We start from the raw sequence: 26,021 nt of genomic DNA, 5'->3' as shown, positions 1-26,021 counted from the left end.
GGATGGAACTGAAGACCGTAGAGACCCGTCACGTCCCGGTCCGCTATCTCGAAGGCGGCTCGGGCCCGGACCTGGTCTATCTGCACGGCGCGGGCGGGGTCACGGCGGAGGACCCGTTCCTGGCCGAACTGGCCAGGAGCCACCACGTCTACGCCCCGCTGGTCCCCGGCTATGGCGACAGCGAGGAATGCGCCGAGATCCGCGACATGCTGGATTTCACCCTGCACGGCTGGGACGTGGTCGAGGCGCTGGGCCTGAAGGATCCGGTCCTGGTCGGCCATTCGATGGGCGGGATGATCGCGGCCGAGATGGCGGCCATCGCCCCCAACGACGTCTCGCGGCTGGCGTTGATCTGCCCGGCCGGGCTCTGGGACGACGCGCATCCGATCGCCGACCTGTTCTCGCTGATGCCCTACGAGATGCCGCAGATGCTGTTCCACGACGCGCAGGCGGGGGCGGCGATGCTGACCGCCGGCCGCAATGTCGAGGACCCCAACTTCCTGCAGACCTACCTGGTGACCAATGCGCGCCAACTGGGCATGGCGGGCCGCATCCTGTTCCCGATCCCCGAGCGCGGCCTCGCCCAGCGTCTCTACCGCATCAAGGCCCGGACGATCGTGGTCTGGGGCGACAGCGACCGGCTCGTGCCGCCGTTCTACGCGCACGGGTTCAAGAAGGGGATCGCCGGCGCCGAGCTGGTCTCGATCCCCGAGGCCGGCCACATGGTCGTCCTGGAAAAGCCGGCGGCGGTGGCGCAGGCCGTGGGGCGGCTGGGATGAGGTTTGCGCCGGGCCGCCGCGGATGATGTCCTGACCGCTGGCGAAGGAGCATCGGCATGGCCGGAACGGACGATCTGGAGGTCGTGAACAACGAGGCGGACGGGCGGTTCGAGGTCCGCCTCGGCGACCAGACGGCCTATGCCGAGTACCGGCTGCTGGCGACGGGCATCCTCTTCCCGCACACCGAGGTGCCGCCCGCCTTCGAAGGCCGCGGCGTCGGCGGCAAGCTGGTGCGGGCGGCCATGGCGTTCGCGCGCGAGCGCGGCGAGGTGGTGATCCCGGTCTGCCCGTTCGTGGCCGGCTTCATCACCCGCCACCCGGAATACCACGACCTGGTGCATCCGAATTATCGGGCGGCGCTGAAGATCTAAGTCGCCTTGGGGGGGAGACGTTTGAGGAAGATTGCTTGCCTGGCCGCCGCCGGCCTGATCCTGGCCGCCTGTGCGCCGAAGGCCGGACCGCCCGCCGATCCGGCCAGCCTGGCCCCCGCCGACGCGCGGCTGGCGCAGCTCTATGCGGACTCCTGCAAGGCCTGCCATACGGTCGCCGACGCCGGGGCGCCGATGGTGCATGACGCCAGGGCCTGGGCGCCGCGCTGGAAGCAGGGCGAGGACGTGCTGCTCGACCATGTGGTCCAGGGCTTCCAGGCGATGCCGGCGCTGGGCCAGTGCGCCGCCTGCACCCCGGACGACTTCAAGGCCCTGACCCGCTTCATGGCCGGCAAGGAGGGCCAGTCATGATCTCGCGCCGCACCGCCCTGGTCGCCGGGACCGCCGGCGTGCTCGCCGCGGCCGGCGGCGGGGTCTATCTCGCCAGCCGCGACAAGCCCGAGCCGCCGGCGCCGCCCAGCATGGACGCCGACAAGCGCCTCTTGTGGCGCAACTGGTCGGGGACCGAGCACGCCTATCCGGCCGTGCGCAGCGCCCCGAAGACGGAGGCCGAGGTCGCCGCCGCGCTGAAGACCTCGGCCGCGCCGGTCCGGGTCGTCGGGGCCGGGCATTCGTTCACCGGGCTGGTCCCCACCTCCGGCACGCTGATGACCCTCGACGGCCTGGCCGGCGTGGCGCGCTGGGAGGGCGACGAGGCGGTGGTCTGGGCCGGCACGCGGCTGGGCGCCCTGGGCCCGGCCCTGGCCGAACGCGGCCGCGCCATGGCCAACCTGCCCGACATCAACAAGCAGTCCCTGGGCGGCTGCCTGGGCACGGCGACGCACGGGACCGGCGCGGCGATCAAGGCGATCCACGGCGACGTCGTCGCCCTGCGGCTGGCCACGCCCGCGGGCGAGATCCTCGACTGCGACGCCGCGACCAACGCCGACGTCTTCCAGGCGGCCAAGGTCTCGCTGGGCGCGCTGGGCGTCATCACCCAGGCGCGGCTGGCCACCAGCGCCAATCGCCGGCTGCACCGCAAGGTGTTCGTCGAACCGTTCGAGGAGACCCTGGCCAAGGCCGAGGAGCGCTGGGCCCAGCATCGGAACTACGAGTTCTACGCCGTGCCGTTCACGGACCTGGCGGCGAACATCACCCACGACGAGACCGACGCCCCGGCCATGGCCCGCGGGCCGGACACCGACACCGCCTTCCTGGAGGTGCTCAAGCAGCTTCGCAACCTGACCCGGTTCTCGACGCCGCTGCGCAAGGCCGCGGCCAAGGCGCTGCTGGGCTCGGCCAAGCCGGAGGAGGCGATCGACGAGGGCTGGAAGCTGCTCTCCACCGAGCGCCCCGTGCGGTTCAACGAGATGGAGTTCCACGTCCCCGTGGAGAACCACCTCGCCGCGCTGAAGGAGGTGGTGGCGACCATCGAGGCCCAGCGGCCCGACGTGTTCTTCCCGATCGAGGTGCGCCGCATCGCCGCCGACGAGGCCTGGCTCTCGCCGTTCCAGGGCGGGCCGCGCGGGTCGATCGCCGTGCACTGTCACTACAAGGACGAGTACGGCTTCCTGTTCGAGCTGATCCAGCCGATCTTCCTGAAGTACGGCGGGCGGCCGCACTGGGGAAAGCTGCACAGCCTGACGGCCCGCGAGCTGGCGCTGCTCTATCCGAACTGGAACGACTTCCTGGCGGTGCGCGCGCGGCTGGACCCGGAGGGGCGGCTGCTGAACCCGTACCTGAAGGCGCTGTTCGGGGTCTAGGCGCTCAGCAGCGCGTCCTCGCCGGTCAGCATCAGGGCGTGGAAGCGCTCGCCCATCAGCCGGTAGCCCTCGGTGTTGGGGTGCAGGTCGTCGGGCAGCAGCGCCGCATCGGCCTGGCCGAACAGCAGCAGGCCGTCGAGATAGCGGATGCGCCGGTCGCCGGCCGCGATCCGGGCGGCGACGACGTCCTGCAGCAACTGGCGCATGCGGATCAGCGACAGGCCCTCGCCCGCGTCCTCCCGGCCCGGAGAATAGATCGGCGACACCACGGCGATGGGGGTGGCGCGATGGCGCTCGCGGATGATCGAGATCATCGCGTGGGCGGAGTCGAGGAAGGTCCGCTCCTTGAGCTGGCCCTCGGGATGCACGTTGATCCCCAGCTTCAGGACGATGGCGTCGGTGCGGGCGTCGCGGATGATCCGCGCGGCCTGGCCCGACAGCAGGCACGAGCCGGCCCAGCCGAGGTTCTGGTGGTCGAGCCCGGCCAGGCCCGCGGCGACGGCGGGCCAGCCGGCGCTGGCGCCTTCCGCCTCCAGGCAATGGGTGATCGAGCTGCCGTGGAAGAGGACGCGCGGGCGCCCGTCGGCGACGGAGGCGGCCTGCGCGCCGTCATCGAGGTCGAGGCCGGTGATCGAGACCGTGGCCGCCTGGGGCAGCCACAGCTCCAGGGTCTTTTCGCCCTCGGGCAGGCCCGCGAACGTCAGGTTGAAGGCCTCGTCGCCCACAAAGGCGCCGTTGGCCAGGTCGATGGTGGCGCCGCCCTGCGCCCATGCGCGGCCATGGAAGGCGCCGTCGACATAGAGGTCGTAGGCGCCGCGCCGCTCGCCGCCGACCGGCTGGTCGAGCAGCCGCTGGGCGCCGCGCAGGCGCAGGCTGGTCGAGCCGGTCCGCAGGCGCACGCGGCAGGCGGTGGCGCAGGACCCGACCCAGCGGTTGAAGGCGTCGTAGAAGCCGAGCTCGGCGACCGGCAGGCGCAGCGGCTGCAGTGAACCGGGACGCCGGCGCACGTCCACATGGCCGTCCAGCAACGGCGCGATCTCGTCCGGTCCCAGCGTCGTCATGCGCATCCCCCCTGTTGCGCCATGCTTAGGCCGGAAGGGGGCGCCGCGGCTAGTTCGGATGCAGCGTCATCGGCGCGTCGGGATCGGTCGGAAGCGGCGCGGAGGATCGCGGCGTGATCGGAGGCTCGGCCGGGGCGGGGTTGAGCGGCGTCAGGACCAGCGGCGGCGCGGCCGGGGCCGGCACGTCCAGCACCGGCGCGGCGGGCGCCGGCTGGGCGACGGGCCCGGGCGCGGTCGGTCTGGGCGCAGCGGCCTTGCTCGCCGGCGGCGGAGGCGCCGCCTTCGGGGCCGGAGCGGGGGGCGCGGCCGCCTCGGTCGCCGCAGGGGGCGGGACGGGTGCGGCCTGCGGCGGCGGGGCCGGCGCTTCGATAGCGGGCGCCGGGGTTTCGAGCGCCGGGCTCGGCGCCGGCGGCGGTTCCTCCCTCGGGCGCGTCAGCAGGAAGGCGGCGCCAGCGGCCGCGGCGAGCGCGACGCCGCCGACGACGATCAACGGCACGGGCAGGCCCTTGCGTGCGGCAGGCTTGCGGGGCGGGGCGAGGGTCAGCTCGGGTTCAGGCGCAGGTCGCGGCGCGGGGGCCGGCGCGACAGGCGCCGCGGCGGCGACGGATGGCGTGACCGGCGGCGCGGCGGCGGCGGGCGAGGCCGGGCGCGGGGCAGGCTGCGGCCGCGCCGGCGCCTGGCCGAGCGGGGTCACGAAGGCCGGGCGCACGCCCTGGATCGGCCGGTCCACCGGATTGGGCGCGGTCGCGGGCTGGGCCGGTCCGCGCGGAAGCAGCGACCCGCCGGCGAGGATGCCGGCCTGCGGCGACACGCTGGGCCGGGGCGTGGGGCCCTGGACGGCCGGCCGCGGCGTGGGCGGCGGCGGGACGGGCCGTTCGGCGGGTTCGACCGCCGGCGGTTCGCCCTGCGGCTTCAAGGCATAGCCGAACGGCGCGGCCCCCTTCGCCCGGCCCCAGGGGCTGGATCGGATGAACGGGTTGTCGTCGCGCTCGGACATCTGCCTCTCCCGCGCCGTTGGCGGCGCGAGGTCAATTTAGCTCGGACTTCGACAGTTGTGGGGCGAGAAACGTTCAGCGCTGCGCTGTGCGCATCGGCCGCACGGCGTCGGTGGCGCAGCCGGCCGGCTCCAGCATGGCGTGCTGCGCCAGGCAGTAGATGTCCTCGTAGTAGGGCCCCGCCGCGGCCAGGCACTGGTAGAGGTTGAGCTTGGCGACCCGCACGCACATGCCGCTGCGCGGCTCGCTCATCAGGGCGCTGGCGCGGCCGTTCTCGCCCATCACCGTCAGGGCCGCGACCGCCAGCCCGCGCGAGACGACCGGGCTCGCCGCCCCGCCGCGTTTGCCGCCCTGGGAGAGGGTCGAATAGAGCTGGGCCTGGTCGCCGCCGGCCGGCCGGTAGCCGGCGCTGGAGATCTGTTTGACCCGGGTCAGCCGCGCCTTGGCGTCGGGCACGAAGACCTTGGCCCAGGCCTGGCGCTGGACGTCGTAGGAGGCCTTCTTCACGCGCTTGCCGCTGGCCTCCAGGGCCTCGCCCTGGCGATAGAGCGCCGCGCTGGCTCGCGCCGCGGCGGCGTCGGCCCCGGGCAGGCCGGCCGCCAGGTCCGGCCGGGCGGCGAGGCGGGCGGCCAGGCCCTTGCCCGAGCGATCCTGGGCCGCCTTGCGCACGCCGGCCACGAACCTGGGCTCCTGCAGGGCGGCCAGCGCCGCATAGGCCACCATCCCGGCCTCGAGCTGCTTGGGTTCATAGGACGCGCCGACCCGCAGCCCCTCGCTGACCGCCGCCGGCCCGGCGAAGGTCGCGTCGATCCCGCGCGCATTGCGCATGAAGCTCTCGAAGGCGCTGGCCTGGGCCTCCAGCCGCCGGTCGGTCTGGGCGCCCGGGCCTGGACCACCGCCCCTGGACGGCGCATGGGTCGCGCACCCGGCCAGTACGAGCAGCGCCGCGGCGGCGGCCACGCCGCCCTTCAACCTGATGTCCATGTCGGACCCCTCCCGTCAAAAGAGGCCCACCCCGAGCGCGACACTCCACGCCGTTAAGGTTGAGGAAGGGTTGCCGAGCTTGGCCGTCAGCCTGGACTCCGCGGGCCGTCCGGCGCAGGCTTTGCGCCCACATCCAGGGAGCGCAGCGATGTCCGGGACCCTCGCCCAAGACCTGTCGGACGCGACGGCCGGGGCGCTCGCCGCGGCTCTGGCCGCCGGCCAGATCAGCGCCCTGGAGGCCTGCGAGGCGGCCATCGCCCGGATCGAGGCGCGCGACGGGGCGATCAACGCGGTCGTGGTTCGCGACTTCGAGCGCGCCCGCGCCGCCGCCCGCGCCGCCGACGCCGCCCTGGCGCGGGGCGAGCGCGGGCCGCTGCTGGGCGTGCCGATGACGGTCAAGGAGTCCCACAACGTCGCCGGCCTGCCGACCACCTGGGGCTTCGAGGCCGCCAAGGGCTGGACCGCGCCGGAGGATTCCCTGGGCGTCGCGCGGCTGAAGGGCGCCGGGGCGGTGATCCTCGGCAAGACCAACATCCCGGTCAGCCTGGCCGACTGGCAGAGCGTCAATCCGGTCTATGGCCGGACCCGCAATCCCTGGAACCTGGAGCGCACCGCCGGCGGGTCGTCGGGCGGGGCCGCGGCGGCGGTGGCGGCCGGCATGGTCCCGCTGGAGTTCGGCTCGGACATCGGCGGCTCGATCCGCGTGCCGGCCGCCTTCTGCGGCGTCTACGGCCACAAGCCCAGCTACGGGATCATCCCGCAGCGCGGGCATGCGCCGCCCGGCCTGGACGGCGCCGACGTCGCCCTGGCCGTGGTCGGGCCGCTGGCCCGCACCGCCTTGGACCTGCAACTGGCGCTGGACGTGCTGGCCGGGCCCGCGCCGGACGAGGCGGCCGCCTATCGCCTGGAGCTTCCGGCCCCGCGCCATGCCCGCCTGGCCGACTATCGGGTGCTGGTCCTCGACACCCATCCGGCCGCCGCCACCGATGCGGAGATCCAGGCCGCGCTGGACAGGACCGCCGCGCAACTGGAGAGGCTGGGCGTGACGCTCGCCCGGCAGAGCGAGCTGCTGCCCGACCTGGCGCAGGCGCACGGCGTCTATCTGGGCCTGCTCAACACCGCCATGTCGCGCGGCGGACCGCCCCAGCCGGAGCCGATGTCGGCGCATGGGTGGCTGGACCTGCAGGACGCCCAGCTCTTCATCCGCCGGGCCTGGGCGCGGCTGTTCACCGCCTTCGACGTGGTGCTGGCGCCGGTGCACGGCTCGCTCGCCTATCCTCACGACGACGCAGAGCCCGCGGGCCGGACCCTGCTGCTGAACGGCGCGCAGACGCCCTATTTCGACCAGCTCGCCTGGCCGGGCCTGGCCATCCTCGGGCACCTGCCGGCGACGGCCGCGCCGATCGGGCTCAGCGCCGGGGGCCTGCCGATCGGGGTGCAGGTGATCGGCCCCTACCTGGAGGATCGCACGGCGATCGCCTTCGCCGGCCTGCTGGAGCGCGAGTTCGGCGGCTATCGCCCCCCGCCGCTTTAGGCCGAGAGGATGTCGCCCAGGCTGGGGCCGCCCGGGTCCGCCGGCGGGGTGAACAGCAGCTTGTCGATGCGGCGGTCGTCCATGTCGATGACCTCGACCCGGAAGCCGGCGATCTCGAACACGTCGCCTTCGGCCGGCAGGCGGCCGATCTCGTGCAGCACCAGGCCGGCGGCGGTGTGGAACTGGCTGGTCTCGGTGAAGTCGGCGCCCAGGGCCTTGGCCAGGTCGTCGACCTCGGCGCGGCCGTCGACCAGGTAGCTGCCGTCCTCGCGCTTGAGGATCGCGTCGTGCGTCGGGGTGTCGTGCCCCTCGTCGAAGTCGCCGGCGATCATCTCCAGCAGGTCGGTGGGGGTGACGACGCCTTCCAGGGCGCCGAACTCGTCGACCACCAGGGCCATGTGCAGCGGGGTTTGCTTCAGCAGCTCCAGCGCGCGCAGCAGCGAGGTCGTCTCGACCAGGTAGAGCGGCGTGGCCATCAGGGCGGAGATGTCGGGGGTCTTGCCGTCCAGGATCGCGTCCAGCACGTCCTTCTTGTGGATCACCCCGACCGGCTCCTCGACGTCGGCGCCCTCGGTGACGACGATGCGCGAATAGGGGCAGGCGCGGATGTCGGCCAGTTGCTGCTCGGCGGTGTCGGAGAGCGAGATCCAGTAGATGTCGCGGCGCGGGGTCATGGCCACGCGCACCTGGCGGTCGCCCAGGCGCAGCACCTCGCCGATCATGGCCTGTTCCTCGGGCTCGATCAGGCCGGCGCTGGTTCCCTCGGCCAGGACGCTCTCGACCTCCTCGTGGGTCATCTGCTCGCCCTTCTCGTCGCGGATGCCCAGCAGCCGCAGCACCCCGACCGTCGAGCCGGTCAGCAGCGAGACGAAGGGGCCCATGGCCTTGGCCAGCAGCGACAGCGGCCGGGCGACCAGGGCGGCGATGGTCTCGGGGAAGACCATGGCGAAGCGCTTGGGCACCAGTTCGCCGACGATCAGCGAGAGGTAGGTGATGACCACGACGACGACGCCCGTGGAGATCAGCTCCGAATAGTCGTGCAGGGCCGGGATGGTCTCCAGCATGTCGTCGAGCTCGGCGGCGATGGTCGCCTGGCCGTAGGCGCCCGACAGGATGCCGATCAGGGTGATGCCGACCTGGACGGCGGCCAGGAACCGGGTGGGATTCTCGGAGAGCCGCAGGGCGGCGGCGGCGCCCTTGTCGCCCCGCTCGGCGCGGGCCTGCAGCTTTGCCCGCCGGGAGGAGACCACCGCCAGTTCGGACATGGCGAAAAGGCCGTTGAGCACCAGCAGCAGGAGCACGACGGCCGAGGCGAAGAGGATCATTAAGGGTTGGGTCCAGGCGAGGCCCTCCGGGAGCCCCAGGCCACCCTAACTTGAATAGGCCGTCCGCGCGACGTTCCCGCCATGGGGGCGAGCGGACACGAAAAAGGGCCGCCCCTGCGGACGGCCCTCCAGTTCGATAGACGTGGATCTCTTAGAAGATCTCGAAGAGGCCGGCCGCGCCCATGCCGCCGCCGACGCACATGGTGACGACGCCCCACTTGGCGCCGCGACGCTTGCCTTCGTGCAGGACGTGGCCGGTGCAGCGGGCGCCGGTCATGCCGTAGGGGTGGCCGATCGAGATGGCGCCGCCCGAGACGTTCAGCTTCTCGTTCGGGATGCCCAGCTTGTCACGGCAGTAGAGCAGTTGGCTGGCGAAGGCCTCGTTCAGCTCCCAGATGTCGATGTCGTCGATGGTCAGGCCGTTGCGCTCCAGCAGCTTGGGGATCGCGAAGACCGGGCCGATGCCCATTTCTTCCGGGCCGCAGCCGGCCACGGCCATGCCGCGATAGGCGCCCAGCGGGGTCAGGCCGCGCTTCTCGGCTTCCTTGCGCTCCATCAGCAGCACCGCGGCCGAGCCGTCCGACAACTGGCTGGCGTTGCCGGCGGTGACGAACTTGCCTTCCGGCACGTAGCGGCCGCCCTTGAACACCGGGTTCAGCTTCTGCAGGTCGGCCAGGGTGGTCTGCGGGCGGTTGCCCTCGTCCATGCCGATGGTGATTTCCTTGTCGGCGGTCTCGCCGGTCTCCTTGTTGACCAGCACCTTCATGATGGTGGTGATCGGGGCGATCTCGGCGGTGAAGCGGCCTTCCGACTGGGCCTGGGCGGTGCGCTGCTGCGATTGCAGGGCGTAGTCGTCCTGGGCCTCGCGGCTGACGCCATAGCGCTCGGCGACGATCTCGGCGGTCTCGATCATCGAGGTGGCCAGTTCCGGCACGTGCTGGCCGAGCCAGGGGTCGCCGGTCATGAAGCGGTTCATCTTGTCGTTCTGGACGAGCGAGATGGACTCGACGCCGCCGCCGATGGCGATCGGGGCGCCGTCGTTGATGATGTACTTGGCGGCGGTGGCGATCGCCATCAGGCCCGACGAGCACTGGCGGTCGAGGGTCATGCCCGAGACGGTGTTCGGCAGGCCGGCGCGCAGGGCGGCCTGGCGGGCGATGTTGTTGCCGGTGGTGCCTTGCTCCAGGGCGCAGCCGAAGACCACGTCGTCGACCTCGGCCGGGTCGATGCCCGCGCGCTCGACGACCGCGGCGATCGAGTGGCCCGCGAGGGTCGCGCCGTAGGTGTTGTTGAAGGCGCCGCGATAGGCCTTGCCGATCGGGGTGCGGGCGGTGGAGACGATGACGGCTTCACGCATTGGAGAGCATCCTAACGAGTTGGGAGGGTAGTCCTGCTCACCCCCGGCCCTCGCGGGCCAGGGGCGGTCTTAGGTCACGGTCGCCTTAGAGGTCGGCGAACTTCTTGTTTTCGGCGACGAGCTTTTCCAGCAGCGCGGCCGGCTTGAACTGGTCGCCCATGGTGGCTTGGAATTCCTTCATCTTGGCCAGCACCTTGGCCGGACCGACCTGGTCGCCATAGTGCATCGGGCCGCCGCGATAGACCGGCCAGCCATAGCCGTTCTGCCAGACCACATCGACGTCCGAGGCGCGGATGGCCTTGCCTTCCTCGAGGATCTTCACGCCCTCGTTGATCATCGGGAAGATGCAGCGCTCGAGGATCTCCTCGTCGCTGATCTTGCGCGGGTTGGCGCCCGACTTGACGATGAAGTCGTTGATCACCTTCTCGGTGAAGGGGCTCGGCTTGGCGACGCGGTTCTCGTCGTAGTCGTAATAGCCGGCGCCGGTCTTCTGGCCGCGGCGGTCGGCTTCGCAGAGCACGTCGCGGATGGTGGCGCCGTTGGACTTTTCCTTCACCCAGCCGATGTCCAGGCCGGCCAGGTCGCTCATCGCGAACGGGCCCATGGGGAAGCCGAAGTCGTAGAGCACGCGGTCGATGTCCCAGGGCATCGCCCCTTCCATCACCAGCTTCTGGGCCTCGCGCTGGCGCGCGCCCAGGATGCGGTTGCCGACGAAGCCGGGGCAGACTCCGACCAGCACCGCGACCTTGCCGATCTGCTTGGCCAGCTTCATCGAGGTGGCGATCACCTCGTTGGAGGTGTGGTCGGCGCGGACGATCTCCAGCAGGCGCATGACGTTGGCCGGCGAGAAGAAGTGCAGGCCGATGACGCTCTCGGGGCGCTTGGTGACCGAGGCGATCTCGTCGATGTCCAGGCCCGAGGTGTTGGTGGCCAGGATCGCGCCGGGCTTACAGATGGCGTCGAGCTTGGTGAAGATGTCCTTCTTGATGTCCATGCGCTCGAAGACGGCCTCGATCACCAGATCGACGTCCTTGAAGCTGTCTTCCATCGACAGCGAGCCGGTGATCAGGGCGCAGCGCTCTTCGACCTGGGCCGCGGTGATGCCGCCGCGCGAGGCGGTGCGCTCGTAGTTCTTGCGGATGGTGGCCAGGCCGCGGTCCAGCGGCTCCTGCTTCTGCTCGACGATCACCACCGGGATGCCGGCGTTGGCGAAGTTCATGGCGATGCCGCCGCCCATGGTGCCCGCGCCGATGACGCCGACCTTCTTGATCGGGATCAGCGGGGTGTCGTCCGGCACGTCCGGGATCTTCTGGGCGGTGCGCTCGGCGAAGAACGAGTAGCGCTGGGCGGCCGACTGCGGGCCGCTCATCAGCTCCAGGAACAGCTTGCGCTCGGTGGCGAGGCCTTCCTCGAACGGCTGGTTCACCGCCGCCTCGATGCAGCGGATGTTGTATTCCGGGGCCAGGAAGCCGCGGAACTTGCGGGCGTTGGCCTTGCGGAAGTCGGCGAAGATCTCGGGCTTGCCGCGGGCGGCCTCGACCTTCTCGTTCTGGTCGCGGATCTTGCGCAGCGGGCGGCCCTCGGCGACCACCTTCCTGGCGAAGGCGACAGCGCCTTCCTTCAGCTTGCCTTCCTCGACCAGCTCGTCGACCAGGCCGCCCGCCAGGGCTTCCTTGGCGGGCACGTGACGGCCGCTGGTCATCATCTCCAGGGCGCGCTCGGGGCCGACCACGCGGGGCAGGCGCTGGGTGCCGCCGGCGCCCGGCAGCAGGCCGAGGGCGACTTCCGGCAGGCCGAGCTTGGCCGAGGGAACGGCCACGCGATAGTGCGCGCAGAGCGCCACTTCCAGGCCGCCGCCCAGGGCGGTGCCGTGGATCGCCGCGATCACCGGCTTGGGGGAATCTTCGATCTGGGCCTGGACCTCGGGCAGGCCCGGGCCGGCCATGGCGCCGCCGAACTCGGTGATGTCGGCGCCGGCGATGAAGGTGCGGCCCTCGCAGATCAGCACGATCGACTTGGCCGCGTCGTTGGCGTTGGCCGCCTTGAAGGCCTCGAACAGGCCTTCGCGGACCTTGGCCGACAGCGCGTTCACCGGCGGAGAGTTGAGCGTGATCACCGCGACGTCGCCGTCGAGCGTGAGGTCGGTCACCGAATTGATCTCGGCCATGTGGCGCATCCTCGATTGCTTGGAGAGGGACGGCTCGTGGAGATGGCCGCCCTTGGGATTCAAACGGTTGTTTACAGGCGCCGCCGGACGCGCGCGAGTCAAAAATCCGTAGGGTTTGCGCCTGTCCGGCGGCGGTTCATAAGAGCTACCGATCATCACCTTAGGGGAAGCAACACATGGCTCAGGGACTGTTCTCGCTGGAAGGGCGCGTGGCCCTCGTCACCGGCGGCTCGCGCGGCATCGGCAAGATGATCGCCAAGGGCTTCCTCGATGCGGGCGCGGCGCGCGTCTACATCTCCTCGCGCAAGCCGGCGGCCTGCGACGAGACCGCCGCCGAGCTGGGCGAGCGCTGCATCTCGCTGCCGCAGGACGTCTCGACGGTGGAGGGCTGCAAGGCTCTCGCCAAGCGCCTGACCGACCTGGAGCCCAAGCTCGACATCCTGGTCAACAACGCCGGCGCGGCCTGGGGCGCGCCCTTCGACGAGTTCCCGGAAAGCGGCTGGGACAAGGTCGTCGACCTGAACCTCAAGTCGCCGTTCTTCCTGACCCAGGCCCTGCACGGCGCCCTGAAGGCCGCCGCCAGCCCCGACCAGCCGGCCAAGGTCATCAACATCTGCTCGATCGACGGCATCCGCCTCAATCCGCAGGAGACCTATTCCTATCATGCCAGCAAGTCGGGCCTGATCTACCTGACCCGCCGGATCGCGGCCGAGCTGATCAAGGACCAGATCAACGTCACCGGCATCGCGCCCGGCGCCTTCGCCTCGGAGATGAACCGCGTGGCCCGCGACCAGGGCGAAGAGGTCGCCAAGCGCATCCCCTCGCGCCGCATCGGCCGCGACGAGGACATGGCGGCGGCGGCGATCTACCTGGCCAGCCGGGCCGGCGACTATGTGGTCGGCGAGACCATCGCGGTCGACGGCGGCGTGGCGCTGGCGACCACCGGCGGCCTGTAAAACTCCCACGAACGGCCACGCTTTCGGCGGTTTTGCGTTATGACCTGCTGGTAGAGAGGCAGGCGTCGCGTTTGACCGAGTCCGAAACTAGTCCGCCGTCACGGGCGGCCCGGCGCAGATGGCGCCGGGCCCATACCGTCCTGGCCGCAGGCGTGATCGTCGCCGTGGTCGTCGGCGGCAGCGTCTACCTGACCCGCCGGGCCATCGCCCGCGAGCTGCTGGTCGGCTGGCTGGAGGCGCGCGGGGTTCCCGCCGAGGTCGAGTTCCGCGAGTTCGGGTTCGGCGGCTTCACGGCGCGGGTGCGGGCCGGGGCCCCCGCCGATCCGGACGTCTCGGTCGAGCGCGTCGAGGTCCGCTACGGCCTCACCGGCTTCTGGGCGAGGCGGCCGCCCGGCGTCCAGGTCCATTCGGTCAAGCTCTACCGGCCGGTCCTGAAGGGCGCCTTCACGGGCGGCAAGCTGCGGCTCGGCTCCCTCGACCCGCTGATCGAGGAGTTCAGCCGGCAGCCGCCCAGGCCCGAGGCCCCGCAGCCGCGGGTGGAGATTCATGGCGGGGTGATGCGGCTGGCCACCGACTACGGCCTGCTGAAGCTGCGGGCCGACGGCCGCCTGGCCGGCGGCCGGCTGATGGCGCTGGACGCCCGTCTCGAGCCGGTGGCGCTGAAGGGCGAGGGCCTGACGGCGGACCTGGGCGAGGCCAGCCTGAAGCTGGCGACCACCCGCGACCGCGTGGACGTCCTGCTGCTGGCGCCGGTCGCCGCGCTCGATGCGGGCGAGGTCAAGGCGCGGGGCGGGCGGCTGCGGCTGTCGGTCCAGGCGCCCTATCCCGACCTCGTTCGGAAGCGCGGCGAGGGCCGGGTGATGGCGCGGCTCGACCTGGCCGGCGAGCAGGCCGCGTTCGGCGCCGACAGCGTCGAGGACCTGCAGCTTGTCGCCAATTTCGAGGGGATCTCCAAGGGATGGATCGAGACCCTGGCGCTGGATGGCGACGGCGACGTCCAGGTCGGCGCCCGCGGCGGCAAGGTCGCCGGCTTCGCCATCCATGACCTGAAGGGCGAGGCGTCGCTGGGCGACCTGCGCTGGACCCGCGCCGCCGGCGACGTGGTTTCGGGCGAGGTCAGCACCCGCTTCGCCGCCGCCCGCGCCGAGGGCGGGGACGTGAGGCTGTCCGACGCGCGCGGCGAGTTCGGCGGCCTGGTCGCCTTCGACCGCCACCGGGTCGACGTGGCCCTGCGCGGGGCGGCCTCTTCGCGCGGCGGCTGGTCGGGCCTGGGCGCGGCGCAGGCCTCCGACCCGCCGGAGACGGCGGCCCTCAAGCGCGCCCTGGCCGACTTCCAGCTCACCGCCAGTTCGCTGGCGATCAACGCCTCGCGCCAGGGGGTGTCGGTCGACCTGGGCGTCCCGGTCCATGTGCGCACCGCCAGCGGCGGCGAGCTGACGCTCTCCCAGAGGTCGGGCAGGCCGGTCTACGTCGACGGCGCCGGCGGCTTCGACGTGGCCGTCAGCGGCGGCGGCCTGCCCGAGGCCAGCCTCGCGGTCGACCGCTACCGCCTGACCAAGGACGGACTGACCGCCAGCGCCGCCCTGAAGGCGAAGGGCGGCTTCGCGCCGGTCAGCGGCGGCGCCATCGACGCCGCGGGCGAGCTGCGCGTGTCCGGCCAGACGGTCGACTTCGTCGCCGCGCGCTGCGTGGCGCTGTCGGCGGCCCATGTCGAGCTGGGCGACAGCGACCTGGAGAAGCTGGACGGCCAGGTCTGCCCGACCGCCGCGCCCCTGCTCAGCCTGAAGGGCGGCGCCTGGCGCGTGCGCGGCCAGGCCAGGGCGCTGCGCGCCGACATGCCCTTCCTGGAGGCCAGGCTCTCCGACGCCGCCGGCCTGATCGACCTGTCGGGCTCGGGCGCCGACGTCGACGGCCAGGTCCTGGTCAGCGCCGCGCGGATCGACGACGCGGCCGCCGAGACCCGGTTCCGGCCGGTGCGCGCCCGCGGCACGGCGACGGCGCGGGCCGGCGGCTGGCTGGCCGACTTCGCGGTGAGCGACATGGCCGGCAGGCCGCTCGCCTCCGGCGGCCTGCGCCATGCCGCGGACGGGCGCGGCGCCCTCGACTTCGACACCGGCATGCTGGTGTTCGAGGACGGTGGCCTGCAGCCGATCGGGCTTTCGCCGATGGCGGCGATCGTGGCGTCTCCGGCCAGCGGCCGCGCCCGGTTGGGCGGGCAGATCTCCTGGGCGCCCGGAACCTCCGCCAGCCACGGGACCCTGATCGTCGAGCGCCTGGACTTCATCAGCCCGATGGGGCCGGTGAGCGGCCTGGCCGGCCGCGCGGAGTTCGACAGCCTGATCCCGCTGACCGCCGCGCCGGGGCAGGTGCTGAAGGCCGAGACGGTGAGCAGCCTCGTGCCGCTGACCGATGTCGACGTGACCTTCGGCCTCACGCCGGACGCCGTGACCGTGGGCGGGGCGCATCTGGCCATGGGCGGCGGGACGCTCGCCTTCGAGCCCTTCACCCTGCCGTTCAACCCGGACGAGCCCTGGACGGGCGTGCTCGACATCCAGGGCGTCCAGATCAAGGACCTGGTCGAGGCCTCGCCCTTCGGCGACCGCGTCGACCTGGAGGCCAGGCTCAACGGCCGCGTGCCGTTCGAGGTGACGCCGCAGGGCGTGCGGGTCTCGGGCGGAACCCTGCGGGCGATCGAGCCCGGCCGCCTGTCGATCCTGCGCGAGGCGCTGACGCCGGTGGCCAGCGAGGGCGGCGCGGTGGTGGGCGCGGCGGTCGAGGGCGCGCCGCAGGTCCCCTTGCCGGCGGCCGCGCCGGCCGGCGAGGTCAACGCCTTCAGCGAGTTCGCCTACCAGGCCATGGAATATCTGGCCTTCGACACCCTGGACGCCGAGGTCAACAGCCTGGAGAACGGGCGCCTGGGGGTGCTGATGCACCTGAAGGGCGAGCACACGCCGCCCAAGCGCCAGGAGATCCGCCTGACCCTCATGGACCTGATCCGCCGCGACTTCCTGAACAGGGCCCTGCCGCTTCCCTCCGGGACGAAGGTGGACCTGACGCTGGATACCTCGCTCAATCTCGATCAGATCCTGAAGGACTTCGCCGACTACCAAGCCCTGCGCGGTTCACAAGCCGTTCAGCCGTGAGGGTCCAACCTGGCCGTGAAATCTGGAGACCACCGAATGACCAAAACCCTGCCCGTCGTGGCGGTCCTGGCCGGGGCGGCCTTGTCGAGCGCATGTACGCCCACGGTGCGGGTGGAAGTTGCGCCGATCAGCATCTACGCCAAGCTGGACGCCGACGTCCGGCTGCGCCTCGATGACGACGTCAAGGCGCTGATCCAACAGAACCCGAACCTGTTCTAAGGGGTATGAGCATGACCTTTCGCAATCTGATGACCCCCGTCGCCGCCGTGGTCGCCACCCTCGCGCTCGCGGGCGCGGCCCACGCCGATCCCGCCACCGCCAAGGCCGCGGTCGACGCGGCCAAGGCCCAGGGCGTGGTCGGCGAGCAGAGCGACGGCTTCCTGGGCTTCGTGAACGCCGGCGCGGCCAGCGGCGAAGTCCGCGCCGCCGTCGCCGAGATCAACGCCGGCCGTAGCCAGCTCTACGCCCAGGCCGCCGCCCAGAACGGCGTCAGCCCGGCCGCGGCCGGCGCCTCGGCCTTTCGCAGCGTGGTCCAGGCCAAGCTGAAGCCGGGCGAGTTCTACCAGGACGCCGGCGGCGCCTGGGTGAAGAAGTAGGTCCGGCGCGCTTGGGCCAAAGCAAAAGGGCGTCCCGCGGGACGCCCTTTTCGTTTCTGCATTCCAGGTGATCGGGGCGGGGAAGCGACCGAATTTTAGCTTCCCCGCCCGTCACCCTATCCGCCCTCCTTTCGGAGGCCCCGGATCTCTGAAAACTCGGAAAAAAGTGAGCCCGCCCGAGCCCAGAAGGCCTGGGCGGGCTCAAGGAGAGACAATCGGGCGCCGCCCTGACTCTAGGCCGGAAGTACGAGCTGTTCCGACGCGATGGCGAAGCGGGTGGTGGCTTGGCTGCGGGTCTCGGTGGACACCTTGCGCCAGGCTTCCTTGGCTTCGTCGCGGGTCTCGTACGGCCCCAGAACCTGGGGCGCGCCGTTCTTCAGCTTGGTGAAGGCGAGGCAGCTATATTCCCCGCCGACAACCCAGAACCGTTCCTTGGTCATGGTCTCTTGCTCCCCCGGCTTTCGCCGGAACCGAGTCTTTTGAACTGAACCTGCTCCTCACGGCTTTTACAAACCGTCGATCGAACCTAGACCTTGCGTGGCTTGGGGCGAAGAGGCCTTGGGATGCAACAAGGCTCACATGTCACAGCCCGACCTTGTAAATGATGTAAAACTGTGACAATCCGACAAAATGGCCCCTACGACGACGGACCGGAAGCTGTTCCTGGGCGCGCGCCTCAAGCGGCTGCGGCGGGAGCTGGGGCTCACCCAGACGCGGATGGCCGAGGACCTCGGGGTCTCGCCCAGCTATCTCAACCTGCTCGAGCGCAACCAGCGGCCGGTCACCGCCCAGGTGCTGCTGCGCCTGGCCGAGGCCTATGACCTCGACCTCAAGAGCCTGGCCACCGATCCGGAGGACGGCGGCGCCACCGGCCTGTCGGAGGTGTTTTCCGACCAGATGTTCCGCGACCTCGGCGTCGCCCGCCACGAGATCGCCGAGGTGGCCGAGAGCGCGCCCGGGGTCTCCGAGGCGATCGTGCGGCTCTACCGCGCCTATCTTGACCAGCGGCGCCTGACCGACCTGGGCGCCATCGGCCGCCCGGAGGAGGGGGCCTCGGCCGGTTCGGCGGTGCTGCCGTCCGACTGGGTGCGCGACTTCTTCCAGGCCCAGAAGAACTATTTCGCCGAGCTGGAGGAGGCCGCCGACGAGCTGGTCGGCGAACTCGCCCACGAGCCGCTCGACTTCGCCATCGCCGCCCGCGAGCGGCTGGCCGGCCGCCACGGCGTCACCGTGCGGGTCGTGCCGCTGGAGGTGCTGCCGGAATCGGTGCGCCGCTACGACCACCACCGCAAGCGGCTGTTCCTGTCCGAGGCCCTGACCAACGAGGGGCGCTCCTTCGCCCTGGCCTACCAGTTGGCGATCCTCGAATACGGCGCCCTGCTCGACGCCATGGCCGAGCGGTCCGGACCGCCGGACCGCCCGACCCGCGGCCTGCTGAAGGTGTCGCTGACCAACTACCTGGCCGCGGCGGTGCTGATGCCCTACGCAGGCTTCCATGAGGCGGCCGAGCGGACCGCCTACGACATCGAGCTGATCCGCGCGCGGTTCGGGGTGTCGTTCGAACAGGCCTGCCATCGCCTGACCACCCTGGCCCGGCCCGGCGCGCGGGGGGTGCCGTTCTTCATGCTGCGGGTCGATTCCGCCGGCAACATCTCCAAGCGGTTCGCCGGGGCGACCTTTCCGTTCTCGCGGTTCGGCGGCACCTGCCCGCGCTGGAACATCCACACCAGCTTCCGCTCGCCCGGCCGGATCGCCACCCAGATCGTCGAGACCCCCGACGGCCAGCGCTACTTCACCCTGTCGCGGACGGTCAGCCGCTTCGCCACCCCCTATGCGGCCGACGACACCGAACTGGCCATCGGCATGGGCTGCGAGCTGAAGTTCGCCGAGCGCCTGGTCTATTCGCGCGGCATCGACCTGCGCGATCCGGTCGCCACCGCCATCGGCCCGGCCTGCCGCATCTGCGAGCGCCCGGCCTGCCCGCAGCGCGCCGCCGAGCCGATCAACCGTACACTGATGGTCGACGACTTCACCAAGTCGATCTCGCCCTATCCGTTTGCGTCGGGCTGACGCCTTGCGCGGCAAGGGGCTTGCGATAGAGAAGGGGCCGGAGGGCGTGTCAGGGCGTATCGGGGATGGCTGAGAAAAAGGGCGTGCGTGCGACGGACCGTTTCCGCAAGAAGCGCGACGCGATCCTTGACGCCTCGACCATCCTTCTGAACCAGCGCGGCGTGAAGGGCCTGACCCTGGCCGACGCGGCGGCCGCCGTCGGGCTCTCGACCACCAGCGTCACCTACTACTTCAAGCGCAAGGACGATCTGGCCGCGGCCTGCATGCTGCGCGGCATCGGCTGGCTGCAGGACGCCGCCGAGATCGCGGTGACCGAGCCCGCGCCGGCCGAGCGGCTGCACCGGCTGCTGGACCTCTATTTCGAACGCGTGCGGCTGATGGCGATCGGCGAGGGCTCGCCCCTGCCCAGCCTGGCCGATGTCCGCGCCCTCCAGGAGCCGCGCCGCGCCGAGGTGATCGAGGCCTTCGCCAAGGTCTTCCGCAAGGTGCGGAGCCTGTTCGACGCGCCCGAACTGGTCTGGCTCAGCCGTGGCCGCCGCACAGCCCGCACCCACATGCTGCTGGCCCAGTTGTTCTGGTCGGGGGCCTGGCTGCACAAGTACGATCCCGAGGACTATGCGCGGGTGCGCGAGCGGGTCTTCGACATCCTGGTCGGCGGCCTGGCGGCCGAGGGCGCGCAATGGAGCCCGGCGCCGGCGCCGCTCTCCGAACTGGCGGCGCACGAAGGCCCGGAGATGAGCCGCGAGACCTTCCTGCTGGCCGCCACCCGGCTGATCAACCAGCGCGGCTATCGCGGCGCGTCGGTGAACAAGATCTCGGCGGCGCTGAACGTCACCAAGGGCTCGTTCTATCACCACAACGACGCCAAGGACGACCTGGTGGTCGCCTGCTTCGACCGCACCTTCGAGGTGATGCGCCGGGTCCAGCGGCTGGCCATGGGGCTGGAGGGCGACCAGTGGCTGCGCATCTCCAGCGCCGCCGCCGCCCTGGCCGAGTACCAGCTCTCGCCCTACGGGCCGCTGCTGCGGGTGTCGGCCCTGGCGGCGCTGCCCGAGGAGATCCGCATCGAGCAGGTCGCCCATTCCGACCGGGTGTCGGACCGCTTCGCCTCGATGATCTCCGACGGCATCGCCGAGGGCTCGATCCGCCCGGTGGACGCCGCCATCGCCGCCCAGATGCTGAACGCCACCCTCAATGCCGGCTCGGAGCTGACCTTCTGGCTGCCCGGCGTGACCCAGAAGGCGGCCCCGGCGGTGTTCGCCCGGCCGCTGCTGATGGGGATATTCTCGCGCTAGAAAAAGCCGCTCATCCCGGCATCGAGTGCGCGCGCTAGGCGCGCAGCGCCACGACGTTGGAGTCCTGGGCGGCCTTGGCCGCCTTCTCGGCCCAGACCTGCTCGACCACGTGCAACAGCCGCTCGGCGGTGATCGGCTTGGTCACGTGGCCGTCGGCGCCGGCCCGCGCCGAGGCCTCGGCGTGCTCGGGCATGGCGTTGGCGGTCAGGGTGTAGATCGGCGTGCGGCGCCCCTCGCGGGCCTCGCGGCGGCGGATCGCCGAGATCGCGGTCAGGCCGTCCATGACCGGCATCTGCATGTCCATCAGGATCAGGTCGAACTGGCCGCGGGCCGCCTCGTCCACCGCCTCGGCGCCGTTTTCGACCGAGATCAGGTCGACGCCGGCCGCGCCCAGGATCAGCTCCACCACCCGGCGGTTGGTCGGGTGATCCTCGGCCAGCAGCACGCGCATGGCGTCCAGCTCGGCCTCTTCGGGCCCCGCGTCCTCGTGCTCGCCCCACATCTCCACCGCCCCGTGGCGGCGCGGCAGCTCCAGGCTCAGGACGAAGGTCGCGCCCTTGCCGGCTATGGCGGTGGCGCTGAGCTCGCCGCCCATGGCCTCGGCCAGCGAGCGCGAGATGGCCAGGCCCAGGCCGGTGCCGCCGTACTGGCGGGTGATCGACCCGTCCGCCTGCTGGAAGCGGCTGAACAGCCGCCGGCGGGTGGCCTCGTCGAAGCCGATGCCGGTGTCGGCGACCGTGAAGGTCAGGTGCGTCGTCGTCTCGTCGCGCCGGGCGCCGACGGTCAGCCTGACCTCGCCCTGCGCCGTGAACTTGACGGCGTTGCCCAGCAGGTTGGTCAGGATCTGGCGGATGCGCGGCCCGTCGCCCTCGAAGGCCCCCTGGGCGTAGGGCTCGATCTCGACCTTGAGCTCCAGTCCCTTGGCCTGGGCGGTGGCCTCGAACAGCGCCGCGCAGGCGCTCACCGAGGTGGCCATGTCGAACGGCTCGGGCCGGATCTCCATGCGGCCGGCCTCGATCCGGGCCAGGTCCAGGATGTCGGTCAGCAACGCCTCGAGCGTCTGGGCCGAGGTCTCGATCAGCTCGACCATGTCGGCCTGGTGCGGGGTCAGTTCGGTCTTGGCCAGGGCGCCGGCGATCCCCATCACCCCGTTCAGCGGCGTGCGGATCTCATGACTCATATTGGCCAGGAATTCGCTCTTGGCCTTGTTGGCGGCCTCGGCCTCGCCGGCGAACCTCACCAGGTCGCGCTGGGCGTGGTGGCGCGAGCATTCGTTGGAGGCGATGGCCGCCAAGTCGATCAGGTAGCTGGCCAGGTCGCCGTCATAGGGCCGCGGCGTGCGGCTGGCGACGCAGACCACCCCGATCGGCTGGCCGTCGGCCAGGCGGATCGGCGCGCCGGCGTAGAAGCGCACGCCCTCGGGGCCGGTCACGTGCGGATGGGCGGCGAAGCGCTGGTCCTCCAGGGCGTTGGCGACCCACAGCAGCTCGTCCTCGCCCACCACGACTTCCGAGAACGACTGGTCGCGATAGATCTGCTCGTCGGTCCAGTTGGGGCCGACGCTGGCGTGCCAGGTGCGCTCGGCGCCGACCATCACCACGTCGCCGAGGTCCAGGCGCGCGAAGGCCCGGGCCAGCCGTCCGATGCGCTCGAAGGTCGGCTTCAGCTCGTCCAGATCGAGGGTGGCGATGGCGGTCAGGCGCGCGGCCTCGGCCTGCGCCGCCGATCCAGGCTTGGACATGTTTATCCCCCGCCGTCTTCTTGGGCGCGACCATGGGGCCGCAGAGTTAAATTTCCGTCTTTATTCGAACGCTGTTCGGCAACCCTTGGTCGATCAGTTGTGGAAAACTGTCGAGCTTGGGGATTTTTTCGCGCCCATCGCGCGGCGCCTGGGGAAATCCCTCCCGGCCAAAGGGGTTCCGCATCCACTCTAGAGAAGCTTGATCTCCCGCAGGCGCTCCTTGAGGAACTCGTCGGCGGTGATGGGGGCCAGGCCGCGGTCGGGATGCTCGGGCGTGACGCAACCTGGCAGGGTGCGGATCTCGTAGTCCGGATTGAAGTGCAGGAAGAACGGCGTGGAGTAGCGCGCAAAGCCGCGGCGCTCGGGGGCCGGATTGACCACGCGATGGGTGGTCGAGGGCAGCACGTGGTTGGTCAGCCGCTGCAGCATGTCGCCGATGTTGCAGACCACCGAGCCGGGCGGCGGGTTGATCGCCAGCCATTGGCCGTCGCGGTCCAGCACCTCCAGGCCCGCCTCCTCGGCGCCCAGCAGCAGGGTGATGACGTTGATGTCCTCGTGCGCGCCGGCGCGGATGTTCGGGCCGTCCGCCGGCGTCGGCGGATAGTGCAGCAGCCGCAGGATCGAATTGCCGAAGTTCACGGTCGGGTCGAAGAACCCGCGGTCCAGCTTCAGATAGACGGCGATCGCCTCCAGCACCTGCCGGCCCAGGCCGTCCAGGGCGCTGAACAGCCAGGCGATCTCGCTGTGGAACGCCGGAACCTCGGCCGGCCAGACGTTGTCGGGCATGAAGGCCCTGAACGGATGGCCGGGCGGCAGGTCGCGGCCCATGTGCCAGAATTCCTTGAGGTCGAAGTGCTGGGCGCCCTTGGCCGTCTCGATGCCGAACGGGGTGTAGCCGCGCTGGCCGCCGGTCCCGACGACATAGCTGCGCTTGATCTGCTCGGGCAGGGCGAAGAAGGCCTTGGCGGCGGCGATGGCGCCCTCGATGCGGGCCTGGGGCAGGTCGTGGTCGGAGATCACCGCAAAGCCGTAGCGGGCGAACGAACCGCCCAGGTCCTGCGCGAATCCGTCGAACTCCCGGTCGAAGCGCTTGAACGAAACCGGCTTGATCGTCTCTGTCGTCACGTCTGAACCTTCGTCCCGGCGAGCGGGAACCTTGACCGTAGTGGTCGCGTTCGCACCTGAGTTCCACGATCGAGGAGATCGCCTATGCGCAAACTGACCGCCCTCGGGGCTTGCATCCTGGGTGCAGGGGCGTTGGCCGCCTGCACCACCACCGACCCCTACACCGGACAGGTCGTCCGCAACAACACCGGCACCGGCGCCATCGCCGGCGCGCTCGGCGGGGCCGCGCTCGGCTATCTGACCAACACCAACCGCAGCGAGCAGGGCCGCAAGAACGCGCTGATCGGGGCCGGCATCGGCGCGCTGGCCGGCGCGGGCGTCGGCAACTACATGGACCGCCAGCAGGCCGAGCTGCGCCGCGAACTGGCCGGCAGCGGCGTCGAGGTGCAGCGCCAGGGCGACAACATCGTCCTGCAGATGCCCAGCGACGTGACCTTCGGGTTCGACCGCTCGGACATTCAGCCGCAGTTCTACGGGGCGCTCGACGACGTCGCCCGCAGCCTCAACAACTATCCGCAGACCCTGATCGACGTGATCGGCCACGCGGATTCCACCGGGCGCGCCGACTACAACCAGAACCTCTCCGAGCGCCGCGCCCTGTCGGTGGCCGACTACCTGACCGGCCGCGGCGGCGTGCTGCGCGACCGCCTCTATGTCGAAGGCCGCGGCTCGACCCAGCCGATCGCCGACAACGCCACCGAGGCCGGCCGCGCCAAGAACCGGCGGGTGGAGATCGTGCTGCGGCCCTATACGGGCTGACGCCGCGGCTTCGCCGTTTGCTCGCCCAGGCGGCGCGTTGAGATTTCGCGCCGCCGACACCCCCGCGCGCGGTTGCGCCTCCCGGCCTTTTGACACCACATACGCGTGAAGACCGCCCCGCTCGGAGGGGCGGGCGAGGTATCAGGAGCGTCGATGGCGGCCGAGGCTGCGGGCATGAACCTTGGGCACGCCGTCGCCCTGCTGGCCGCCGGCGTCGTCGCCGTGCCGCTGTTTCGCAAGCTGGGCCTGGGCTCGGTGCTGGGCTACCTGGCCGCCGGCCTGGTGATCGGCCCCTTCGGCCTCAAGCTGTTCGCCGACCCTGAAGCCATCCTGCACGTGGCCGAACTGGGCGTCGTGCTGTTCCTCTTCCTCATCGGGCTGGAGATGCGGCCCAGCAAGCTCTGGAGCCTGCGCGGCGAGATCTTCGGCCTGGGCGCCGCCCAGGTGGCGCTGTGCTGCGCGCTGCTGTCGGGCGTCGCCATCCTCGGCGGGTTGCCGCCGGCGGCGGCGGTGATCGGCGCCAGCGGCTTCGTGCTGTCGTCCACCGCCGTGATCATGAAGATGCTGGACGAGCAGGGCGAGACCTCGACGCCGGCCGGCCAGCGGGCGATCTCCATCCTGCTGCTCGAGGACCTGGCGGTGGTGCCGTTGCTGGCGCTGGTCGTGGTGCTGGGCTCGATGAGCGGCGGCGCCGTCGAGGACGGACGCCCGGCCTGGCTCGGGCTGCTGATCGGGCTCGGCTGCATCGCCGTGGTGATCGCCGCCGGCCGCTGGCTGCTCAATCCCTTCTTCCAGATCCTGGCCCGCACCGGCGCGCGCGAGATCATGACCGCCGCGGCCCTGCTGGTGGTGCTGGGCACCGCCCTCTTCATGCAGTGGGGCGGCCTCTCCATGGCCATGGGCGCGTTCCTGGCCGGGGTGCTGCTGTCGGAATCGACCTTCCGCTTCCAGCTCGAGGCCGACATCGAGCCGTTCCGCGGCATCCTGCTCGGCCTGTTCTTCCTCAGCGTCGGCATGTCGCTCGACCTGGCCGTGGTGACGGCCGAGTGGGGCCTGATCGTGCTGGGCGTGCTGGCCTTCATGGTCGTCAAGGCGGCGGGCATCTACGGCGTGGCGCGGCTGTTCAAGGCCGGCCACCGCGAGGCCATCCAGCGGGCTGCGCTGTTCGCCCAGGGCGGGGAGTTCGCCTTCGTGCTCTACGCCGCCGCGGTCTCGGCCGGGGTGATGGATGGGCGGACCAGCGCGGCCATGACCGCGGTCGTCATCCTGTCCATGGCGCTGACGCCGCTGGTGGTGATCGTGCTGAACCGCCTGTTGCCGGCGCCCAAGGAGTCGATGGACGGCGTCGAACTGGCGGCCAACCTGGAAGGCCGCGTGCTGATGATCGGCTTCGGCCGCTTCGCCCAGGTGGTCAGCCAGCCGCTGCTGGCCCGCGGCATGGAGGTCTCGCTGATCGAGACCGACGTCGAGATGATCCGCGCCGCCGGCTCCTTCGGCTTCAAGGTCTATTACGGCGACGGCACCCGGCTGGACGTGCTGCGCGCCTCGGGCGCGACCCACGCCGAGGCGATCCTGGTCTGCGTCGACAAGCCCGAGGTCGCCGACAAGATCGTCGAGCTGGTCAAGTCGGAGTTCCCGTTGGCCAAGCTGTTCGTGCGCGCCTTCGACCGCGGCCATTCGTTGCGGCTGATCGAGGCCGGCGTCGACTACCAGATCCGCGAGACCTTCGAATCCGCCCTGGTGTTCGGCAAGAACGTCCTCATCGAGCTGGGCGTCGACGAGGTCGAGGCCGCCGAGATCGCCCGCGACGTCCGCCGGCGCGACACCGAGCGGCTCGAACTGCAGGTGGCCGGCGGCATCGAGGAGGGCCGCTGGCTGATGCGGGGCAACATCGCGACGCCGACGCCCGAGCCGTTCTCCGTCCCGCGCAAGGGCGGCGAGGCGCTCAACGAGGAGGCGGCCAACGCCATGAAGAAGACGCCGAAGGCGCTGGCGGAGTAGTT

At 71.2% G+C, this 26,021-nt stretch carries 22 protein-coding genes; 13 read left to right on the top strand and 9 right to left on the bottom strand.

Annotated elements, in window-relative coordinates; all coding sequences use genetic code 11:
- Window positions 1–2 precede the first annotated feature (2 nt).
- From RTL41_RS02705 to RTL41_RS02690, 4 genes are read left to right on the top strand one after another with little or no spacing between them, the layout of a single operon-like run.
- Window positions 3–779, top strand: coding sequence for an alpha/beta hydrolase (locus tag RTL41_RS02705; RefSeq protein ID WP_312161070.1), 777 nt, complete (start codon window positions 3–5; stop codon window positions 777–779).
- Between the two features lie 56 nt (window positions 780–835).
- Window positions 836–1,150 (top strand): GNAT family N-acetyltransferase, encoded by a 315-nt coding sequence (locus RTL41_RS02700; protein ID WP_312161068.1) that lies wholly within the window; start codon window positions 836–838, stop codon window positions 1,148–1,150.
- 21 nt (window positions 1,151–1,171) lie between these two features.
- Window positions 1,172–1,519, top strand: coding sequence for a c-type cytochrome (locus tag RTL41_RS02695; RefSeq protein WP_312161066.1), 348 nt, complete (start codon window positions 1,172–1,174; stop codon window positions 1,517–1,519).
- A complete protein-coding gene (locus tag RTL41_RS02690; protein ID WP_312161064.1) occupies window positions 1,516–2,910 on the top strand; it encodes a D-arabinono-1,4-lactone oxidase in 1,395 nt (464 codons plus the stop codon). Before RTL41_RS02695 ends, RTL41_RS02690 begins: the two co-directional genes overlap by 4 nt.
- On the opposite strand, the gene RTL41_RS02685 is transcribed toward RTL41_RS02690, so the two are convergent.
- The 3 genes from RTL41_RS02685 to RTL41_RS02675 all read right to left on the bottom strand — a co-directional run bounded on the left by RTL41_RS02685 (window position 2,907) and on the right by RTL41_RS02675 (window position 5,950).
- Window positions 2,907–3,971 carry a GDSL-type esterase/lipase family protein gene (locus tag RTL41_RS02685; protein ID WP_312161062.1) on the bottom strand — a complete coding sequence of 355 codons (1,065 nt, stop codon included), beginning with the start codon at window positions 3,969–3,971 and terminating at the stop codon, window positions 2,907–2,909. The genes RTL41_RS02690 and RTL41_RS02685 overlap by 4 nt on opposite strands.
- Window positions 3,972–4,020: 49 nt before the next feature.
- Window positions 4,021–4,968, bottom strand: a complete 948-nt coding sequence (locus RTL41_RS02680; RefSeq protein ID WP_312161060.1) for a hypothetical protein — start codon at window positions 4,966–4,968, stop codon at window positions 4,021–4,023.
- A gap of 73 nt (window positions 4,969–5,041) precedes the next feature.
- Window positions 5,042–5,950 (bottom strand): hypothetical protein, encoded by a 909-nt coding sequence (locus tag RTL41_RS02675; RefSeq protein ID WP_312161059.1) that lies wholly within the window; start codon window positions 5,948–5,950, stop codon window positions 5,042–5,044.
- Between the two features lie 148 nt (window positions 5,951–6,098).
- Between RTL41_RS02675 and RTL41_RS02670 the strand changes: the two genes are divergently transcribed.
- A complete protein-coding gene (locus RTL41_RS02670; RefSeq protein ID WP_312161058.1) occupies window positions 6,099–7,484 on the top strand; it encodes an amidase family protein in 1,386 nt (461 codons plus the stop codon).
- Here the strand turns inward: RTL41_RS02670 and RTL41_RS02665 are convergent.
- The 3 genes from RTL41_RS02665 to RTL41_RS02655 all read right to left on the bottom strand — a co-directional run bounded on the left by RTL41_RS02665 (window position 7,481) and on the right by RTL41_RS02655 (window position 12,333).
- On the bottom strand, window positions 7,481–8,809 hold the full coding sequence (locus RTL41_RS02665; RefSeq protein WP_312161057.1) for a hemolysin family protein: 1,329 nt from the start codon (window positions 8,807–8,809) through the stop codon (window positions 7,481–7,483). The genes RTL41_RS02670 and RTL41_RS02665 overlap by 4 nt on opposite strands.
- 151 nt (window positions 8,810–8,960) lie before the next feature.
- Window positions 8,961–10,166, bottom strand: coding sequence for an acetyl-CoA C-acyltransferase (locus RTL41_RS02660; RefSeq protein WP_312161055.1), 1,206 nt, complete (start codon window positions 10,164–10,166; stop codon window positions 8,961–8,963).
- An 85-nt stretch (window positions 10,167–10,251) separates the two neighbouring features.
- Window positions 10,252–12,333, bottom strand: a complete 2,082-nt coding sequence (locus RTL41_RS02655) for a 3-hydroxyacyl-CoA dehydrogenase NAD-binding domain-containing protein (protein WP_312161052.1) — start codon at window positions 12,331–12,333, stop codon at window positions 10,252–10,254.
- Between the two features lie 176 nt (window positions 12,334–12,509).
- Between RTL41_RS02655 and RTL41_RS02650 the strand changes: the two genes are divergently transcribed.
- The 4 genes from RTL41_RS02650 to RTL41_RS02635 all read left to right on the top strand — a co-directional run bounded on the left by RTL41_RS02650 (window position 12,510) and on the right by RTL41_RS02635 (window position 17,028).
- Window positions 12,510–13,289: an SDR family oxidoreductase gene (locus tag RTL41_RS02650; RefSeq protein WP_312161050.1), complete on the top strand. Its 780-nt coding sequence runs from the start codon at window positions 12,510–12,512 to the stop codon at window positions 13,287–13,289.
- A 152-nt stretch (window positions 13,290–13,441) separates the two neighbouring features.
- On the top strand, window positions 13,442–16,432 hold the full coding sequence (locus RTL41_RS02645; RefSeq protein WP_312161047.1) for a YdbH domain-containing protein: 2,991 nt from the start codon (window positions 13,442–13,444) through the stop codon (window positions 16,430–16,432).
- A gap of 36 nt (window positions 16,433–16,468) precedes the next feature.
- On the top strand, window positions 16,469–16,651 hold the full coding sequence (locus tag RTL41_RS02640) for a YnbE family lipoprotein (protein ID WP_312161044.1): 183 nt from the start codon (window positions 16,469–16,471) through the stop codon (window positions 16,649–16,651).
- A gap of 11 nt (window positions 16,652–16,662) precedes the next feature.
- Window positions 16,663–17,028 carry a YdbL family protein gene (locus RTL41_RS02635; RefSeq protein ID WP_312161041.1) on the top strand — a complete coding sequence of 122 codons (366 nt, stop codon included), beginning with the start codon at window positions 16,663–16,665 and terminating at the stop codon, window positions 17,026–17,028.
- A gap of 233 nt (window positions 17,029–17,261) precedes the next feature.
- On the opposite strand, the gene RTL41_RS02630 is transcribed toward RTL41_RS02635, so the two are convergent.
- Window positions 17,262–17,468 (bottom strand): hypothetical protein, encoded by a 207-nt coding sequence (locus tag RTL41_RS02630; RefSeq protein ID WP_312161039.1) that lies wholly within the window; start codon window positions 17,466–17,468, stop codon window positions 17,262–17,264.
- A 190-nt stretch (window positions 17,469–17,658) separates the two neighbouring features.
- Here RTL41_RS02630 and RTL41_RS02625 point away from each other — a divergent pair, with 190 nt between their 5' ends.
- Complete coding sequence (locus RTL41_RS02625) at window positions 17,659–19,098, top strand: short-chain fatty acyl-CoA regulator family protein (protein WP_312161037.1); 1,440 nt, start codon at window positions 17,659–17,661, stop codon at window positions 19,096–19,098.
- 65 nt (window positions 19,099–19,163) lie between these two features.
- On the top strand, window positions 19,164–20,393 hold the full coding sequence (locus RTL41_RS02620) for a TetR/AcrR family transcriptional regulator (protein WP_312161034.1): 1,230 nt from the start codon (window positions 19,164–19,166) through the stop codon (window positions 20,391–20,393).
- A gap of 34 nt (window positions 20,394–20,427) precedes the next feature.
- Here RTL41_RS02620 and RTL41_RS02615 read toward each other — a convergent pair whose 3' ends face one another.
- Together RTL41_RS02615 and RTL41_RS02610 are read right to left on the bottom strand one after the other, a co-directional pair.
- Window positions 20,428–22,134, bottom strand: a complete 1,707-nt coding sequence (locus tag RTL41_RS02615; RefSeq protein ID WP_312161031.1) for an ATP-binding protein — start codon at window positions 22,132–22,134, stop codon at window positions 20,428–20,430.
- A 189-nt stretch (window positions 22,135–22,323) separates the two neighbouring features.
- On the bottom strand, window positions 22,324–23,259 hold the full coding sequence (locus RTL41_RS02610) for a 2OG-Fe(II) oxygenase family protein (RefSeq protein WP_312161029.1): 936 nt from the start codon (window positions 23,257–23,259) through the stop codon (window positions 22,324–22,326).
- A gap of 84 nt (window positions 23,260–23,343) precedes the next feature.
- On the opposite strand from RTL41_RS02610, the gene RTL41_RS02605 reads away from it, so the two are divergent.
- The gene (locus RTL41_RS02605) at window positions 23,344–24,018 is read left to right on the top strand and encodes an OmpA family protein (RefSeq protein WP_312161028.1); all 675 of its coding nucleotides are present in this window, start codon (window positions 23,344–23,346) and stop codon (window positions 24,016–24,018) included.
- A 153-nt stretch (window positions 24,019–24,171) separates the two neighbouring features.
- Entirely contained in the window at window positions 24,172–26,019 is a 1,848-nt protein-coding gene (locus RTL41_RS02600; protein WP_312161026.1) for a monovalent cation:proton antiporter-2 (CPA2) family protein, read from the top strand.
- Window positions 26,020–26,021: the final 2 nt, after the last annotated feature.

The sequence above is a fragment of the Phenylobacterium sp. genome, from assembly GCF_031984885.1.
Taxonomy (GTDB): domain Bacteria; phylum Pseudomonadota; class Alphaproteobacteria; order Caulobacterales; family Caulobacteraceae; genus Phenylobacterium.
This window is presented reverse-complemented; position numbering and strand designations above follow the sequence as displayed.